This is a genomic window from Nocardia sp. NPDC019323, assembly GCF_044389845.1.
Classification (GTDB): domain Bacteria; phylum Actinomycetota; class Actinomycetes; order Mycobacteriales; family Mycobacteriaceae; genus Nocardia; species Nocardia implantans.
The window spans coordinates 288159-305610 of record NZ_JBIRYN010000003.1; the positions used below are offsets into that span (position 1 = coordinate 288159).

Consider the following 17452-nt stretch of genomic DNA (forward strand, 5'->3'; position numbering starts at 1 on the left):
CCGCCGGACGTGCGGGAGGCCGCGACCGAGTTCAGGCGCATGCTCGGTTCCATCTCCGGCAGCGTCGCCGATTCGCGCAGGTCTGCGAGCCGGTCGCGGGGCGGACAGTCGCGTTCGGCCGCGAGGCGCCATCGCGCCGCAGACGGGACGCCACCGGAACGACGGGAAACTCTCTGTCCGGCGGCGGTGTTCGTCGCCGGAGAAACTCAGGAGGTGCCGGTACTGGAGAGATCCCCTGTATTCGGTGTGGTCGAGGACGTCGATGGCCCGAGCCGCGCATCGACGATTGCGACGCACACGCTGTCAACGTCCTCGGCGAACCCGTCCGAGGCAAGGTAAACGCCTTATAGGATAGGAACAGATATGCCCATCGGCTACACCGGCGACCCGTCCGAGATCAACGCCGCCGCCAAGAAGTTCTTCACGCACGCCGATACCTTCAAGAACCACCAGGGTATTCTCGAGGGCATCAAGATGGAGTACGCGCCCGCTGTCCAGGGCGCGACCGGAAACGCCATCCAGGCGGCGATGCAGGGAGCCCTCGACAAGGGGTCGAAGCTGCACCAGACCTTCATGGAAATCGTCGACGCGCTGAATGCCGCAGGTGCGACGTTCGACAGCCAGGACCAGGAGAACGCGTCGCAGGTCAACAAATACAACCTCAATTTCTGATGCCGGATCCGCAGCAGAAAACAATCAGGAAAGGTTTCGGAAAATGGCTTTGAAGAATGATTACGATGCCGTCGAGGGCCTGGTCATCCGCACCGACCAGGTGCTCAGCAACATGATGGTCGACGCGGGCGAGCGCGACACGCTGGCCAAGCTGCTCGCCGAGAACTTCCAGGGTGACGCCGGTACCTCCAACGGCGACCTGCAGACTCGCGTCAAGCAGCAGATCGACCAGTACAACGAGGCGCTGACCCAGCTGAAGGCGGCCACCAAGGCTGTGTCCGGTATCGACGGTCAGTTCCGCGTCGTCGACACCGGTCAGGCCATGCGGTTCTCGCAGATCGGGATCTAGCGACTCCGCTCGGGTCGCTGTCGCGCGCCCGAGGCGAGACCACGATATCCGCCATCGCCCTCGACGAGTTCGCTCGAACGGACTTCGTCGAGGGCGATCGCATGTCATCGGTCCTATGCGGGGAGGGCGGCCCCCGGGTCGTGTCACGTGACGTGCCGCCCGTGGATGTATGGATCAATTCTGGCCCAACGAGTTTCGGCCGGACAGGGGTGGAATGCGCGTCCCGCACCGCTATCCCCAACACTGGGAATGCCTTAACGTTCTGATTGCACCGCTCGACGCGAGCACGGCGCCCTTCGTTAGGAGCTTTCCATGTACTTCAGTCTCACTCCAGGGCAACTCCCCGCTATCGCCGCGCAACTGAGCACCGGGACGGCCGCGCTGGCCGCGACGACAGGTACGACCGCGGCCGGGTGTGTCCCACTACCGCCGGGCTGCGATTCCGTGAGCGAGAAGATCACCGAGGCATTCTTCGGCTTCGCGACCGACCTCTACGACAAGACGGTCCAGGGAGTGAACCACCGCATCATGGCCGAGCCGCACCTGCCCGAGGTGGACGCCTGCTATTGCGCCGCGGACGCCGCCGGCGACAGTCACATCAGCGCGAGAGGCGTGGCGTTCGGCGAGTAGTCCGAGCCGCTGCGAGCGAGGCCGATGCCATGCCGTTCATGTCGTTCGATTACTTCGCGTTGCCACCGGAAGTGAACATCCACCGGTTGCTGTCCGGCCCCGGCGTGTCCGCGCTCACCACTGCCGCGGCCGCCTATGCCGACTTGGCCGCAGGGTTGGCGGCCACCGCCAGCGGCACGGATGGCTCGACGGCCGAGATGGGCGGGGCGTGGGAAGGACTGTCGTCCGAGCGCGCCCAAGCGGCATTTCGTCAGCACGCGGGCTGGCTGCACAGGCAGGCCGTCGTCGCTATGGATGCCGCGAAATCCGCGGCCGAGCTGGGGATGATCTTCGGCGAGGCCGAGGCAGCCATGCTGGGTGTGGAAGCGTGGCTGGCGGAATGGTATGCGAAACAGGCGGCTCTCGCCGCCGCCAGCACGACGCAGCTGGCCCCGCTGACCCTCGGGGCCATGGCGCTGAGCGAGCTCGAATATCTGGCGATCACGGCAGCGGCGGCGGGGGTGATGGCCGGCTACGATACCGCGGCCTCCGGAGTGCTGGCCGGGTTGCCGACGCCCGAGGTTCCCCTGCCGATCGTCAACGGTGGTTCGGGGCTGGAGTCGGCGCCGAACCTGCTGTCCACGCCGGATATCACGAATCCGCTGGACACCGATACCGGGCACACGACCCAGGACGTGGTGAATCACCAGACCGGTGACACCGGTAGCGATCCGGTCAAATCCAATCCCGATCCCACCGACACCAGCCAGCCGAGTGACACGACGCAGCCCGGCGACACCACGCAACCGGGCGACACGACTCAACCCGGCGACACCACACAGCCCACCGACACCACGCAGCCGGTGGACACCACACAACCCACCGATCAGCTTCCGGACATGAACAACTCGTCGCTGTCGGATTCACTGGCCAATTCGGGGATGGACGGCTCGTTCGACCAGCAAGGTCTCCTCGGAGCGTCGCAGAATTCGACCACGCTGGCGGGCTTGTACGGCGGAGCGGGCACCCTGGTGGCGCTCAACATGACCACCGGAGGACTGAACGCCATGCCCGGCGCCGCCAGCGGTTTCCGGATGCCGTCCAACTGGTCCCTCGGCCGAGGAACCGCGTTCGGCGCGTCGCCGAATCCGACCGGCGGCGGGCCCGCCTCGCGTCCGACCGCACCGCGCGGAGCGACCGCACCCAAGGCGCAGATGCGGCGGCGCAGGCGCGACGAGGACCGCAAGAAGTCGAAGGTGTTCGTGCCCGGTGAGCCGCAGGATGTCCCCGTGCTCGAGCAGCCCCCGGTGATCGGCGTCATCGAATACGGCGACGCCGACCGGCGAGACGAGATCGACGAGCCGGAAAGCGAACAGCTGCTGCTGGTCGGGGTGATCGAAGGCGCCGCGGACGAGCCGGCGACGGCCGACTCGGAGCCCGCGCGGTGAGCCACACCGTAGCCGAGGTCCGGTGCAAGGAGAGGAGGCCTTTCCCCTGGAAGCAGATCCGGTAGCCATCGATCTGAATGTCGATGCCGCCCTCGTGCTGAAAGAGCTGGTCGGCATCGACTCGTATCCGCCGGTGCTGGCGCTGCTACCGAACATCTACCGGCTCGAGGATCGGGAACGGGTGCACGCTGTCGTAGCGCAGCGACTCACCGAGGCGGGCATCATCGACGGTGACCGTGTGCACCCGGTGGTCGAGCACTGGGTGCGGTGCCTGGACCGGCCGGACGTGGAACTGGCGGCCAGGATCATGTCCACCGGATCGGACGGGCAGCCGCGAGCGATGCTGCGGTTCTCGCTGGTGCGCAGCGATGACACCCATGTGCTGGCGTTGCGCTGCGACGATGAGGTGGTGATCCAGACGATGTTCCAGGACGGGCAGAATCTGGACAACCTGACGGCCGCGCTGGCCGCCGCGCTCGGTCCCGCGGAGGCACTGCGCTTCACACCGGTGACCGCCACGGTCGAGCAACTCGGCGAGGTTCCGTCCGACCCGGACGAACGACGACAGGCGTTGCTGGAGTTGGGCGCCCAGCCGCACACCGCAGCGGTCCTGAGCCGGGCGCTCACCGAGGTGGTGCGCCGGGCCGAGATCCTGGTTATCGAGCACCGGGACGGCAGCCAGGCGCGGCCGGAGGTGTCGGTGAGCGTGCTCGACACGACGTCGGGGCGGCTGATCGTCACCCCGAGCAGGGCGATGGATGGAGAGATATGGTCCACGTTCGCCCCTGGGGACGACGCGGCCTTGCGGTCGGGCATCGGTGCGCTCATCGATCTGGTGCCCGGCCGAAGTTGGTTCGACACCAGCAGAACGAGCTGAACGTCGGACAGTGTTTGTCGAGAGGACGACGGAAATGAACCGAGCACCGAGCATCAACGGTCATGCGGCCGAGTCCGCGCGCGCTCGCGGCGGTTACGACGCGTACTTCGCACCGACGAACGACCTGGCCGACGCAGCTGTCGCGCCGGGCCCAGCCCCCGAGACCCGCCAGGACGCCGAGAATTCCACGCCCGCCGACCCCGTGATCGGCGCGCCGCGCGAGCCGCAAGCGCCCCCCGGGGAATCCGGCCCCCGTCCCACGCAGGCGGGGGTGACGCCACCTCCCGTCGCGAGTGGGCCACCCCCACGGCAGGCGAACGCAGCGGCGGCGCACCCCAATACACCTCCGGCTCCGACGAACGCGCCGCCGCAGGCGAGCACGCCCGCGCCGCATCCCCCGGCCGCACCGCCCGGAGCCGCGCAGCAGACGGCGCAACAGCATTCGGCAGGGCAGCGGTCCGCCGAGCAGTACCAGGCCGACTACTCCGCCGCCACGCCGTCCCAGGCGATCGCGCGCAACGAAGCGGCATCCGCGAATCAGGAGTGGTCGTCGAGTTCGGCGACGCCATGGGTGCCCGAGCGCGTCGACCACTCCGCCTACGAGCCGACGCCGCGGATCGAGGTGCTGCCCGCCGCCCTCAGCTCGATCGAACTGCTCGCCGACATCTCCGCCGCGAAGCGGGCCCAGCTGCGCTCCAACTCCGGTGTGCGCGGCGCGCTCAACAAGGTCGGCTTCAACCTCGGCCTCTCCCCGGCCGAGCAGCGCGCCGAGGACCGCAAGGCGCGCATCCGGCGTCAGCTCACCACGACGTATCAGATCGCGGTGATCAGCGTGAAGGGCGGCGTCGGCCGCACCACCACCGCGGCGACGCTCGGCTCCACCTTCGCCAGCCTGCGCCCGGACCGGGTGGTCGCGATCGACGCCAACCCGGACTTCGGCGACCTCTCGACCCGCACCTGCAGGCACCCCTACGGTCTGACCTTGCGCGACCTGGCGCAGTCGCAGAACCTCGACGCCTTCTCGGCGGTGCAATCGTTCACGTCGATCAACTCCGCCGACCTCGCGGTGATCGCGTCGCCGTGGAGCACCGAGGCCACCGAGGCGCTGTCGGGCCGCGAGTACAGCACCGCCGTCGAAGTACTGCGCAAGCACTTCAACCTGCTCGTGGTCGATTGCGGCACCGGTGTGCTGGATTCGGCGACGGCGACGGTGCTGCAGACCAGCGACGCCGTCGTGGTCGTCACCCCGGCCACGGTCGGCGGCGTGACCGGCGCGGTGGCCACCCTGAACTGGCTGAGTTCTCATGGGCTGCAACACCTGATCGCGAAGTCGATCGTCGGCATCGTGCATCACCAGCCGCTGAAGCCGACCGTGGACGTGGACGCGATCGAGAAGCTGTTCGAGACCGCGCAGCGCCCCACCTGTGTGCTGCCCTACGACGCGCATCTGGCCGAGGGCGGCGAGATCGACCTGCGGCTGTTGGAGAAGGAGACCGTGCTCGCGTTCGAGGAACTGGCCGCCTGGCTGGCCGATGGATTCCCTGGATACCTGGCCGGCGGCGCCGACAACTCCGGTGACCGCGGAGGATGGCGATGAGCACTGCCGTCGCGCCCGCGCCTGCCGGGACGCAGCCGTCGGCGGAGGTCGCGCGGGCCAGGATCGCCGTGCTGGTCTCCAGCTATCAGGTCGACGTGGTGGTGCCGACCAAGTTCACCATCGAGACGTTCATCGATGATCTGCTGGTCGTGCTGGCCTCGGCGATCGATGACGAGAACGTCGATTTCACGCCGCCGCAGGGCCAGTGGAGCCTCGCGCGTCCGGGCGAGCCGCCGATCCCGCGCTGGCGCAGCCTGGCCGACCACGACATCACCGACGGCACGGTGCTGATGCTGTCGGTGGTCGAGTCGGCGGAGGTGTTCACGCCGGTGGTCGAGGACATCACCGACGCGCTCGCCATGATCAACGAGCGCGAGTTCGCCGAGTTCGACGCGAAGACCGCCGCGATCGTGGGCTTGACCGTGCTGGGGATCGGGGCGTCGGCGGTGGCCGCCATGCTGGCCTGGTCGTGGACCATGACCGGTTCCACCTTGTGGTGCGGCCTGCCCGCGCTGTTGCTGGGCGGCTTGTGCTGGGCGGCGGCCGCGCAGTCGCGCAGGCGCGACGCCGCGGCGATGATCTCCCTCGGCTTGACGCTGGCGGCGACGCCGCTGCTGTTCGCCGGAGGCGCGATGCTGGTGCCGCCTGCTTACGGCCAGCCGGGTCCGTTCGCCGCGGCCAATCTGGCGGCAGGGGCGGTGGTCGCCGCGGTGGCCGCCGCCACCATGATGCGGTTGAGCGGGGTGGGCATCGCGACCCTGATGGCGGTGACCGTACTCGGCATCGTGCTGACCGCGGCGGCCTTGCCGCTGACCTACGCGGACCTGTCCGTCGGGCAGGTCGCGGGCGGCACCGCTTTCGTCGCGGTCGTGCTGCTGACCATGGCGCCACGCCTGGCCGTGGTCATCGCCCGCATCCGGCCGCCGGATCTGCCCGACCCGGGCAACGAGGTCTCACCGACCACGCTGACCGACATCTTCGACGCGGAGACGGTACGCGAGGGCGACGAGCACACAGCGGTCGGCGAGCAGCAGCGCAATGCCAACGAAGCGGGCATCGAAAGCCGCGCCCGGCTGGCGGTGACCAGCCTGCGCGGCCTGATGGCCGCGATCGCCACGGTGCTCGCGGTCTCCGCCGTGGTCGCGGCCGCGGCGAGCCCGGGTGGTATTCGCGAAATCGTCATGGCCGCCGCGATCGGCGGTCTGCTGGCGATGCGCGCGCGCTGGCATCCGGACCGGGTCCAGGCGATCGCGCTCATCGCCGGATCCGCCGTCACCGTGTGCGGTGTCGGTTTCGTCTTGGTCGGCGCGTACGAGACTCCGGTCGCCCGGTTGGTCGTCGGGCTCGTGGTGGCCTCGGCGGCGTGCGCGGCGTGTCTCGCGGCGCTGCGGCTGCCGGGCAAGCGGTTGTCCCCGGTCACCCGCCGTGTCATCGATCTGGTGGAATACGCGCTCATCCTGGTGGTTCCGGTGATCGCCTTCTGGATCATGGGCGTCTACACCGCGATGCGAGGGATCTGATGAAGGTCGGCAGTGCCGCTGTGGCGGTTCTGGCGGGGGTGATACTGGCCGTTGCGGCCGCCCCCGCCCTCGCCCTGGAACCGCCGCAGGTCGTGGTCGGCGCGCCGCCCGCGGACGACCCGCCGGGGCCAGAGCAGCCGATGAAGCAGGAAAAGGGCTGTCTGGCCGCGGGTGTGCTGCCCGACAGCGACCTCACCCGCACCCCGCCCGCGGAGCTGGCGCTCGATCTGCGCCGGGCCAAGGCGCTGAGCCGGGGCGCGGGGGTGACCGTGGCCGTCATCGACACGGGAGTGCAGCCACATCCGCGCCTGCCCAACCTGATCGGCGGCGGCGACTACCTCGCGGCGGGCGGTGACGGCCTGTCCGACTGCGACGCGCACGGCACGCTGGTGGCCGGGATCATCGGCGCGACGTCCGATCCCGCGGACGGATTCGCCGGCGTGGCCCCGGACGCGCGCATCGTCTCCATCCGCGTCCGCTCCGGCGCGTTCAGCCCCGAACGACCGGGTTCGGACCCGAACCAGCGGAAGGCCGTCGACATCAGGACGCTCGCGCGGGCGATCACGCGCGCCGCGAATCAGGGCGCCTCGGTGATCACGGTGTCGCTGCCGATCTGCCTGCCGGTGGACGCGCAGGTCGATCAGTCCATGCTGTCGGCGGCGATCGGCTACGCGGTGCACGGCCGCGGCGCGCTCATCGTCGCGGGAGCGGGCAACGCCGCCGGCGGCGACAACTGCGTACAGAACCCTGACATCGACCCGACGCGTCCCGCCGACCCGCGCAACTGGCGCGACGTGAAGACCATCTCCACGCCGGGGTGGTTCGGCCCCGACGTGCTCACGGTGGGATTCACCACCGCCAACGGCGCGCCCATGCCCGATTCGCTCACCGGACCGTGGGTTTCGGTCGCCGCCCCCGGCACCGGCATCGAATCGCTCGGTCCAGGCGGCGGTGGCCTGATCAACGGCATCGGTGAGCCGGACAAGCTGGTGCCGGTCGGCGGCGCGTCGTTCGCCGCGGCCTACGTCAGCGGGGTGGCCGCCCTGCTGCGCTCACGCTTCCCCAACGAGACCCCGCGCGAGATCGCCGCCCGCCTGCAGGCCAGTGCGCACGCCCCGGCCCGCGGCATCGACAACGTGGTGGGCGCGGGCGTGATCGACCCGCTCGCCGCCCTGAGTTACCGCACGCCGCCGCAGCAACCCGCGGGCCTGTTCCGGTCCGCGGAACTGCCCATACCTCCCGCGCCGCGGCCCAAGGATCTGCGTCCCGCCATCACCGCGACCGTCGTGATCCTCGCGGCGCTGCTGCTCGGCCTCGCGGGCAGTCACCTCAACTCGGCGATGCGGAGGCGCCGGTGAGCTTTCCGAGCGTACGGGTCGCCGGCGTCGAGCGTGGTCCGTTCGCCGCCTTCGTCGTCGTCGGCAGCCCGCTGCTGGTCGGCCTGTCGGCCAAGACGCCGTGGTGGGTGAGCGCGGTGGTGGTCACGGTGCTGGTGGCGACGGTGACCGTCCGGGTGAACGGGCGGACCGGTATGCGCTGGCTGCTCGACTGGGCGGCCTACCGCACCGGCCGATCCGCGCGGGCCCGCGAACGCACGCAGACCGCCAGGATCGATGACGTGCGGGTCGCCGCCGGCGTCTGCGGCGTCAACGAGGCGGGCAGCACCCTGATCGCGATGATCCAGCTCGCGCCGAATCTGGACCTGCCCACCGTGATCGCCGAGCGGACGCTCTACACCGAGGACACCATTCCGGTCGACCTGCTGCTGCCGATGCTGGACCAGTACGGCATCTCGGTGGACATCGACATCGTCACGACCGGACAGCGCGTGCGTTCCACCGGCAGCTACAGCATGCTCTACGACCAGCTGATCGGCTCGCACCCGGTGGTGGGCGACCGGCTGACCTGGCTGGTGGTCCGCCTCGACCAGGAACGCAACCTCGCCGCGCTGAGCAAGCGCGGGCCGTGCGCGGTGGTCGCCCCCAAAGCACTGGCCAGCGCCACGCATCGGATCGCGGGCCGGCTGCGCGAGCGGGGCATCGCCGCGCACCCGCTGCCCGCGGCCGCCCTGCGGGACGCGACGCGCCTGCTGCACGCCGGAATCGAATTGTCCGACCTGCGCGAAACCTGGAGCAACCTGCAGACGCCGGTGCCGGGCCGGTGTGTGACCAGCTTCCTGATCGACTGGTCCCGGCTGGACGGGGTCGGCCTGGACGACTGTTGGACCTGGAACCGCGGACGAACCACCTTGGTGGTGAGCCTGACCTCCGACACCGAGGGTCCGCGCGCCCTGGTGCGGTTCATCGGTCCGCCCGTCACCACCGAACCGCCGGACTATCTGCGGCTGCTCGGCGGCGACCAGTCCACGGCTCTGCTGGCGTCGCTGCCCACCGGCTCCTCCATCCGCGCCCTGCGCGGCTTCGAGTCCGGCGCCGACATCGCGCCGGAGGACCTCGCCGCCGGGCTGGCCATCGCGATCGGCCCGAACGGCCAGATCCTCGGCGCGATCAGCGGCCAGCCGCGCCACACCCTGGCGCTGCCGCTGTTCGATCCGGCCCGGTTCAACCCGCGCAGACGCACCATCGATGTCCATGCCAAGCTGCCCGTCGCCCAGCAGATCATCCTGCGGGCGATGGTGGTCGGCGCCGACGTGGAGATCCACTCGGCGCGGCCGGACAGCTGGCGTCAACTCGTCACCGCCGTCGGCGACCCGCGCTCCATGCGCTTGGCCGACCCCGGCGACGAGCACACCGGCCCAGCAAATGGGGAGGCGGAGACCACGGCCACCATCGCGGTCTTCGACCATCTGCCGCCGCGTGCGTCCAGCGCGCACACGACGGTCACCATCAGCGAGCCCGGCGGTCCGCGCAGGCGCGCTGTCGATCTCGCGATCAACCAGGTCAGCGCGACCGCGGTGGACGTGAGCATTCCCATGCGCACGGTGCGGGTCGATCTGATCGAGCCGAGAGGCGAAACCCGATATTTCGATACTGTCGACGGTCCGCCCGCGCATCCCGCGGGGGCACCAGGACCCGTGGTTGCACCTCCGCAACCCGGTGGCCGTCGCGTGAGCTGATGGGAGCGGTCGGTTAATGTCTATCACCGTGGTAGCGGACACCCATTCCGATGGCGGCGATCTCCCTCATCAGGACGCCGGGGACGCGCTCACCCCCAGACAGGCCGCCGCGGCCATCTTCTCCAGCCGGTTGTCGGAGCTGATCGCGGAGTCCGTCGTCTCGACCGAGGACGGATCGACGCGGTCGCTGACGCTCTACTCGCTGGCGCAGCACCTGGAGCTGGCCTACCCGGACGTGCCGGTGTCGCAGTCCGGTCTGTACCGGCTGATCCACGGTGACGCGATCCCGCGCCTCGACCTGGTGATCGCGCTGGCGCGGGTGTTCGACGTGCCGCCGGAGTACTTCGTGACCGAGGAGAAGAAGCGCTGATCCGGCCTGCCGGCTGTTCTCTCCAGCGGGAATAGCGCGGTCTCGGCGGGAGGCCGCGGGCGGATACGATCCGGATCATGCCCGTCGAGGACCCGGGAGACGTCTTTCTCCGTCATCGAGGTGCGGTCCTCGACACTCTGCTCGCCGATCCTTCGCTCGGGTCCCCTGCCGCGACTTCGGTGGACAGCGTCGGCTTCAGCCGCGGCGTCGAGGTGGGCGGCGGGGAGAGCAGCGTCGCGTCGATCGGATTACCCGATCTGGACTCGCAGCCGAGCGAGGTCGCGCCGCGGCGGCGCAGCGGTGACGGTCCGAAGGCGAGCGAGCGAATTCTGGCGCTGCTGAACGGGCAGGCGCAGGATGCCACGCCCGCGATGGATTTCGCGAACGACTACTCCTCGGTCGCCGCGCGCACGAACGCGCCCGCCGAGCCGGAGCCGGAGCCGCAACGCCAGCCCGCCGCGACGGGCAACCGGCTTCCGCCCGCGCAGCAGCTCGCCAAGGACGTGCTCACCCAACTGCGCAAACCGAAGGTCGCGCTGATCGTCGCCGCGGTGCTCGCCGTGCTGCTGGTGCTGCTGCTGATCACCACCGGTGGCCAGGAGAACACGTCGAGCAATCAGGTGCTTGTCGTCACGCCGCCGCCGACCTCGGCGGCGCCGACCTCACCCGCCGCGCCGTCGAGCTCGATCATCCAGCCGAAGTCGGCGGAGTCGAAGTGCCCGCCCGGCAGCACCTCGGCGATGGACGCTTTCGGCGGTCAGACCGGCAAGGCATGGTCGTGCGTGCGCGCCTACAAGGTGGACGGTCAGGTCATCACCATCGATCTGGGCAAGACCTACCAGATCGAATCGATCGGCATCGTGCCCGGCTGGGATCACATCAGCGCGGACGGCGTCGACCAGTGGGCGAAATACCGCACGGTGAGCAGGGTTTCCTACCGGTTCGACGACAGCGCCAAGACCGTCTACACGCAGCCGACCCTCGACCAGCGAACCTTGGTGGTGACGAAGATGGAGCCCGCGGTGAGCGCATCGAAGATCGTGCTGACCGTGCTGGAGTCCAAGGGCGAACCGTCGATCAACACCACCGCCATCTCCTCCATCGTCATCACGGGGCGCTGAGGTGTCCGCGCCGCCGGAGCTGGTCTGCCAGTACTGCTCGCACCGCAACACCGGTGCCGATTCCCGCTGCACGCATTGCGGAGCGCCGCTGCGCAGGGCCGTGGACACGATGAAATCCGTCGGGGAGAAGCTGCCCACCCAGGTCGCCGAAGTCGCAGAGAAGGTCGGCGGCGAGGCGAAAAGGTTTGTGGACAAGACGTATCCGCGCTGGCAGTGGCAGGCCGTCGGCGTGCTCGCGCTGCTGATGGTGGTGGCCGTGGTGTGGGGGCTGCGGTCGTGTTCGCCGTCGCTGCCGTCGCTCGCGCAGGGGAGCGCGCCGGTCCGGGCCATGCCCGACATGCTCCGCACAGCGGCGACCTGTCAACCGCTGGATTCCGGAGGGCAGCGGGAGAAGTGCGTCGTCGCCGCCACCGACCCGATGCTGTTCGGCAATATCGCCGGCGGCCGTGACCTGACCTTCTACGCCGAACTCCTACCGCAGGATCGCTTGGCCGAGACCATCTCCCGCTGGCGCGGCGCGGGCGCGACGGCCATCGTAGACGGCCCGGTCTACGCGGCGATCGGCCCCTCGGCAACCGTCTGGTACGCCGACACCCGGACCGGTCTCCGGTTGGAGACGGGCAACTTCGCCGGGCGGACGGGCGCGCAGACTTTCCTGTCGCGTGCGGGGCTGGTCCGCTGACGTAGCAGCGCTCCCTTCCGCCGGACCCGGAAAATCCCTGATCCGGCCGCCGTAACCCATGTCGGCCCAGGGAAATTATTGTTACACTGTTGATTGTGCCGTTATCCAGCGGTACGTTATGTGAAGTACGAAACACGTACGAGCGCAGTTCTCGGGAAGGCAACGGATCGATGGTGGCAACCACCCAGCAGACGATTTCACCGAAGCGGTTCCGCGATGATCCGACCGATTTGGAAGCGGCGTACTTCCGCTGGATCCAGCCGGGGTCCTCGGCGTCGGCGATCACGGATCGGGCCGAGCGGATCTTCCGTCAGCATCTGGAGCTGGCGGCCACCCGCGCGCCCGGCTCGGCGACCACCCGCGTCTACCGGCCGGACGACAGCGCCGGGGTCGGCGCCGCGATCCAGATCGTCAACGACGACATGCCGTTGCTGGTCGACTCGGTGACCGCCGCGCTGCGCCGCCTCGGCGCCACGGTCACCGAGGTCGTGCATCCGGTGTTCGACGTGTCGCGCGACGCCGACGGCCGGGTGCTGTCCATCGCGCCCAGGGACGGCGTGGCCGAACCGGCCGGTGAAGCCGACGGGCGGACGCTGCGCGAGTCGTGGATCCACGTGCAGCTCGGCACGGGCCTGTCCGATGAACTGGTGGACCGGATCGAAGAAGCGCTGCCGCCGCTGCTGGCCGACCTGCGCCGCGTCGCCGACGACACGCCGACCATGGTCGAGGTGCTCAATACCGTTGCCGACCAGCTCGATCAGGCGGCGCAATGGGCCGGTGACGCGGAGATCCCGCAGACCGCCGGGCTGCTGCGCTGGCTGTCGGACGGACACTTCACCCCGCTCGGATACGGCTACTACCACTTCCGCCGCTCCGCGCCGAGCGCCGACGCGCCCTTCGAGCCGTGGCAGCTGCCCGGCACCGGGCTCGGCATCCTCGGCAACGGCGCCACCGCGGACATCAGCGTGCCCGTGGTCGGCGCCAAGCGCACGGTCCTGCGGATGGCCAACGGCTCGGTGGACTCGCTGCTGCCCGGTTCCAGGGACCTGTACTTCATCAGCGTGGCCGACTACGGCGCGAGCGACCCGAGCGGCCGTGCGGCCTGGGGCGACACCGTGAAGATGGTCAAGGGCGAGCACGTCTTCGTCGGCACCTTCACCGTCGCTGGCCTGCACGAGAACATCCTCGACATCCCGGTCATCTCCCGGCGCGTGCTGCAGGTCATCGAGTGGGCCGGCTTCGGTCTCGACTCGTTCTCCGGGCAGGCCATGCTGGAGATGATGCAGTCGTTCCCGCGGGTGGAGCTGTTCTCCACCGACGCGCGCAGGCTGTTCGAAACCGTCTCCGCGGTGATGAATCTGGGCCTGCGGCGGCAGGTGCGGCTGTTCATCCGGCGCGATTCGCGCAGCGACACCATCTACTGCCTGGTCTACATGCCGCGCGACCGCTACTCCACCGAGGTCCGCGTGCGCATGGGCGACATCCTGCGCGAGCAGTTCGACGCCGAGCAGATCGCGTACTCGGCGCGGGCCACCGAATCAGAGCTGGCCGTCGTCTATTTCACGGTGCATCGCAAGCCGGGCGCCGACGCCGCCGACATCTCCGAGGACAATCGCGAGCGGATCCAGGAGCTGCTGCTGGCGACGACGTGGACCTGGGGCGACCGGCTGGTCGCCGAGGCCGCGGGCGCGTCCGACGTGCCGCAGGCGCTGGCCACCGACTACGCGGCGGCCTTCCCCACCAGCTACCAGCAGGAGCACGAGCCGGCCCACGCGCTCAGCGATCTGCGCCGCCTCGAGCGGCTGTCGGACGGGGAGATCGACACCGACTTCTACCGCCAGGGCGACTCCGCCGCCCCGGAATGGCGATTCACGCTCTACGTCGCGGGCGAGGGCATCTCGTTGAGCCGGGTGCTGCCGGTGCTGCACAGCCTCGGCGTGGAAGTGGTCGACGAGCGGCCCTACCGCGTCGAGCTGGCCGACCGGCCGGACCGGTGGATCTACGACTTCGGTCTGCGGGTGACCGCCGCGCCGCTGCGGGAAGCGCTCGCCGCCGAGCCGCCCGCCCAGCTGGCGCACGCCGTCGATGCCGCGTCGCTGCCGGAAACCAGTGTGCGGCGGCGTTTCCCGGCCGCGGTGACGGCGATGTGGTTCGGCCGCGCCGAAGTCGACGGCCTCAACGAACTGGTCCTGCGCGCCGGCTTGCACTGGCGTGAGGTGGCGTTGCTGCGGGCCTACGCGAAGTACCTGCAGCAAGCCGGATTCGCCTACACGTTCGGGAACATCACCCGCGTGCTGCTCACCCATCCGGCGACGGCGCGGTCGTGCATCGAATTGTTCGCGGCGTACTTCGATCCGGAGGGCGTCGGGACGGAGGCGGCCGACCGCGCCGCGAAGATCGCCGAGCGGGTGCAGGCCGAGATCGACGCGGTGGTCAGCCTGGACACCGACCGCATCCTGCGCGCGCTGTTCGGCTTGATCGAAGCGACCCTGCGGACCAACTACTACCGGCGCGACGCGGCCGGTTCCGCGCTGGACTACCTGTCGGTCAAGCTGAATCCGCACGCGATCGCCGAACTGCCCAAGCCGAAGCCGCAGTTCGAGATCTTCGTCTACTCGCCGCGGGTGGAAGGCGTGCACCTGCGCTTCGGCTCGGTGGCCCGCGGTGGTCTGCGGTGGTCGGACCGGCTGGAGGACTTCCGCACCGAGATCCTCGGCTTGGTCAAGGCACAAGCGGTGAAGAACGCGGTGATCGTGCCGGTCGGCGCCAAGGGCGGTTTCGTGGTGAAGCAGCCGCCCGCGTCCACCGGCGACGCGGCCGCCGACCGGCAGGCGCTCGGTGCGGAAGGCGTCGCCTGCTACCGCACGTTCATCTCCGGCCTGCTGGACATCACCGACAACGTCGATCGCGCGACCGGCGAGGTCCTCCCTCCCGCGCAGGTGGTGCGCCGGGACGGCGACGACACCTACCTGGTCGTCGCCGCCGACAAGGGCACCGCGACGTTCTCCGACATCGCCAACGACGTGGCCCAGAGCTACGACTTCTGGCTCGGTGACGCGTTCGCCTCCGGCGGTTCGGCGGGGTACGACCACAAGGCGATGGGCATCACCGCGAAAGGCGCCTGGGAGAGCGTCAAGCGTCATTTCCGTGAGATGGAGATCGACACCCAGACACAAGACTTCACGGTCGTCGGTGTCGGTGACATGAGTGGTGACGTGTTCGGCAACGGGATGTTGTTGTCCGAGCACATTCGTCTGGTGGCCGCTTTCGACCACCGCCACATCTTCCTCGACCCGATTCCCGACGCGGCGCGTTCCTACCGGGAGCGGCAGCGGATGTTCGCGTTGCCGAGGTCGTCGTGGGCGGATTACGACACCTCGCTGATCAGCCCCGGCGGAGGCGTCTACGATCGCTCGGCCAAAGCGATCCCGGTGACGCCGGAGGTGCGCGCGGCACTCGACCTGCCCGCGAACGTCACCACGCTGTCGCCGCCGGAGATGATCAAGGCCATTCTGCTGGCTCCGGTCGATCTGCTGTGGAACGGCGGCATCGGCACCTACATCAAGGCCAGCACGGAGACCAACGCGGAGGTGGGCGACAAGTCCAACGACGCGGTCCGGGTCGACGCGGATCAGTTGCGGGTCAAGGTGATCGGCGAGGGCGGCAACCTCGGCGCCACGGCGCTGGGCCGCATCGAGTTCTGCCGCAACGGCGGGCGGATGAACACCGACGCGCTGGACAACTCGGCGGGCGTGGACTGCTCCGATCACGAGGTCAATATCAAGATCCTGCTCGACACCGTCGTCTCCAGCGGCGAGCTCGCCGTCGAGGAGCGCAATCCGCTGCTGGCCTCGATGACCGACGAGGTCTCCGAACTCGTGCTGCGCGACAACATCTCGCAGAACTTCCGGCTCGGGATGTCGCGGGCCGACGCGGCAGGCATGTCCGGGGTGCACGCCAGGCTGATCAACGACTTGGAGCAGCGCCGCGGTCTCGATCGCGAACTCGAGGCGCTGCCCACCGACGCGGAACTGGCCCGCCGGGCCGCGGATGGGACCGGGCTCACCTCGCCCGAGCTGGCGAATCTGATGGCGCACGTCAAGCTCTCGCTCAAGGCCGACCTGCTGGCAGGCGACCTGCTCGACAGCGCGGCGTTCGCCTCGGTGCTGCCCGCCTACTTCCCGGCGCCCCTGCGGGAGCGGTTCGCCGCGGCGATCGGCAGGCATCCGCTGCGGCGTGAGATCGTGGCCACCGTCGTGGTCAACGAGATGGTGGACTACGGCGGCATCACCTATGCCTTCCGGCTCGCCGAAGAGGCCGGCGCGACCACCGACGACGCGGTGCGCGCGTACAAGGCGGCGGTGGAGATCTTCGATCTGCACGAGTTGTGGGAGCGGATCAGGCAGACGCCGATGTCCACGGCGGCGCGCAACGAACTGGAGCTGGAGACCAAGCGCACCTTGGACCGGGCCGCGCGCTGGCTGCTGTCCAACCGGCCGCAGCCGATCGCGATCGGCGCGGATATCGCCAGGTACCGCGATGGCGTTCGCGCCCTCTCCGGCCGGGTGCCCGGGTGGTTGACCGGTTACCTCAGCGACGATCTCGCCGAGCGTTCGCGGCGGTCGATCGCCCGCGGCGCGCCGCGCGAACTGACCGAGGAGGCGTTCGGCTTGATCCACCGCTTCCCGCTGCTGGACGTGCTCGACCTGGCCGACATCGCCGATCGCGATCCCGCCGAGGTCGCCGAGCTGTACTACGCGCTCAACGAGCACTTCCAGATCGAACGGCTGGTGACCGCGGTGGGCAAGCTGGAGCGCGGCGGCCGCTGGCGGGCGCTGGCCCGCCTGGCGGTGCGCGAGGATCTCTACGATTCGCTGCGGTCACTGACCCGAGACGTGCTGACCGCGACCGAGCCGCAGGACAGCACCGAGGAGAAGATCGCCTACTGGGAGTCGACCAACCGGTCACGGCTGGCCCGTGCCGGCGCGTCGCTGGCGCAGATCTTCGCCGCCGAGACGCACGATCTCGCGGCGCTCTCGGTGGCGGCGCGGCAGGTGCGCGGCATGGTCAGCGGCGGTGAGTCGACCGTCGCGCCGACGGTCGCGGGCTGACCTTCCCCACGATGCCCGGA

At 69.5% G+C, this 17452-nt stretch carries 13 protein-coding genes; all 13 read left to right on the top strand.

From position 1 onward, the window contains the following. The first annotated feature begins 363 nt into the window (after positions 1-363). The 13 genes from ACH49X_RS14305 (at position 364) to ACH49X_RS14365 (ending at position 17432) form a co-directional block, all read left to right on the top strand. Positions 364-672, top strand: coding sequence for a WXG100 family type VII secretion target (locus ACH49X_RS14305; RefSeq protein WP_195077508.1), 309 nt, complete (start codon positions 364-366; stop codon positions 670-672). Positions 673-715: 43 nt separating this feature from the next. Next, a complete protein-coding gene (locus ACH49X_RS14310) occupies positions 716-1021 on the top strand; it encodes a hypothetical protein (protein WP_195077509.1) in 306 nt (101 codons plus the stop codon). Positions 1022-1333: 312 nt separating this feature from the next. After that, entirely contained in the window at positions 1334-1651 is a 318-nt protein-coding gene (locus ACH49X_RS14315) for a PE domain-containing protein (RefSeq protein WP_195077510.1), read from the top strand. Between the two features lie 38 nt (positions 1652-1689). Further along, the gene (locus ACH49X_RS14320) at positions 1690-3078 is read left to right on the top strand and encodes a PPE domain-containing protein (protein WP_195077511.1); all 1389 of its coding nucleotides are present in this window, start codon (positions 1690-1692) and stop codon (positions 3076-3078) included. Between the two features lie 22 nt (positions 3079-3100). After that, positions 3101-3955, top strand: a complete 855-nt coding sequence (locus ACH49X_RS14325; RefSeq protein ID WP_323123924.1) for an ESX secretion-associated protein EspG — start codon at positions 3101-3103, stop codon at positions 3953-3955. 34 nt (positions 3956-3989) lie between these two features. Next, positions 3990-5552 carry a MinD/ParA family protein gene (locus tag ACH49X_RS14330; protein ID WP_195077512.1) on the top strand — a complete coding sequence of 521 codons (1563 nt, stop codon included), beginning with the start codon at positions 3990-3992 and terminating at the stop codon, positions 5550-5552. Continuing rightward, entirely contained in the window at positions 5549-7072 is a 1524-nt protein-coding gene (eccD, locus tag ACH49X_RS14335) for a type VII secretion integral membrane protein EccD (RefSeq protein ID WP_195077513.1), read from the top strand. The genes ACH49X_RS14330 and eccD overlap by 4 nt, the downstream gene beginning before the upstream one ends. After that, positions 7072-8430, top strand: coding sequence for a type VII secretion-associated serine protease mycosin (gene mycP, locus ACH49X_RS14340; RefSeq protein ID WP_357104459.1), 1359 nt, complete (start codon positions 7072-7074; stop codon positions 8428-8430). Before eccD ends, mycP begins: the two co-directional genes overlap by 1 nt. Continuing rightward, the gene (eccE, locus tag ACH49X_RS14345; RefSeq protein WP_357205065.1) at positions 8427-10148 is read left to right on the top strand and encodes a type VII secretion protein EccE; all 1722 of its coding nucleotides are present in this window, start codon (positions 8427-8429) and stop codon (positions 10146-10148) included. Before mycP ends, eccE begins: the two co-directional genes overlap by 4 nt. A 16-nt stretch (positions 10149-10164) precedes the next feature. Next, positions 10165-10518, top strand: coding sequence for a helix-turn-helix domain-containing protein (locus ACH49X_RS14350; RefSeq protein WP_040775643.1), 354 nt, complete (start codon positions 10165-10167; stop codon positions 10516-10518). A 77-nt stretch (positions 10519-10595) separates the two neighbouring features. Then, positions 10596-11639: a hypothetical protein gene (locus tag ACH49X_RS14355; RefSeq protein WP_195077516.1), complete on the top strand. Its 1044-nt coding sequence runs from the start codon at positions 10596-10598 to the stop codon at positions 11637-11639. A 1-nt stretch (position 11640) separates the two neighbouring features. Further along, positions 11641-12321, top strand: a complete 681-nt coding sequence (locus ACH49X_RS14360; RefSeq protein WP_195077517.1) for a hypothetical protein — start codon at positions 11641-11643, stop codon at positions 12319-12321. A gap of 170 nt (positions 12322-12491) precedes the next feature. Further along, positions 12492-17432: an NAD-glutamate dehydrogenase gene (locus tag ACH49X_RS14365; protein ID WP_357205067.1), complete on the top strand. Its 4941-nt coding sequence runs from the start codon at positions 12492-12494 to the stop codon at positions 17430-17432. The last annotated feature ends 20 nt before the right edge of the window (positions 17433-17452 follow it).

Excerpts from the sequence above, each read along its gene's own strand:
- ACH49X_RS14305 (WP_195077508.1), top strand. The coding sequence starts at position 364 with ATGCCCATCGGCTACACCGGCGACCCGTCCGAGATCAACGCCGCCGCC.
- ACH49X_RS14310 (WP_195077509.1), top strand. The coding sequence starts at position 716 with ATGGCTTTGAAGAATGATTACGATGCCGTCGAGGGCCTGGTCATCCGC.
- ACH49X_RS14315 (WP_195077510.1), top strand. The coding sequence starts at position 1,334 with ATGTACTTCAGTCTCACTCCAGGGCAACTCCCCGCTATCGCCGCGCAA.
- ACH49X_RS14320 (WP_195077511.1), top strand. The coding sequence starts at position 1,690 with ATGTCGTTCGATTACTTCGCGTTGCCACCGGAAGTGAACATCCACCGG.
- ACH49X_RS14330 (WP_195077512.1), top strand. The coding sequence starts at position 3,990 with ATGAACCGAGCACCGAGCATCAACGGTCATGCGGCCGAGTCCGCGCGC.
- eccD (WP_195077513.1), top strand. The coding sequence starts at position 5,549 with ATGAGCACTGCCGTCGCGCCCGCGCCTGCCGGGACGCAGCCGTCGGCG.
- mycP (WP_357104459.1), top strand. The coding sequence starts at position 7,072 with ATGAAGGTCGGCAGTGCCGCTGTGGCGGTTCTGGCGGGGGTGATACTG.
- ACH49X_RS14350 (WP_040775643.1), top strand. The coding sequence starts at position 10,165 with ATGTCTATCACCGTGGTAGCGGACACCCATTCCGATGGCGGCGATCTC.
- ACH49X_RS14355 (WP_195077516.1), top strand. The coding sequence starts at position 10,596 with ATGCCCGTCGAGGACCCGGGAGACGTCTTTCTCCGTCATCGAGGTGCG.
- ACH49X_RS14365 (WP_357205067.1), top strand. The coding sequence starts at position 12,492 with ATGGTGGCAACCACCCAGCAGACGATTTCACCGAAGCGGTTCCGCGAT.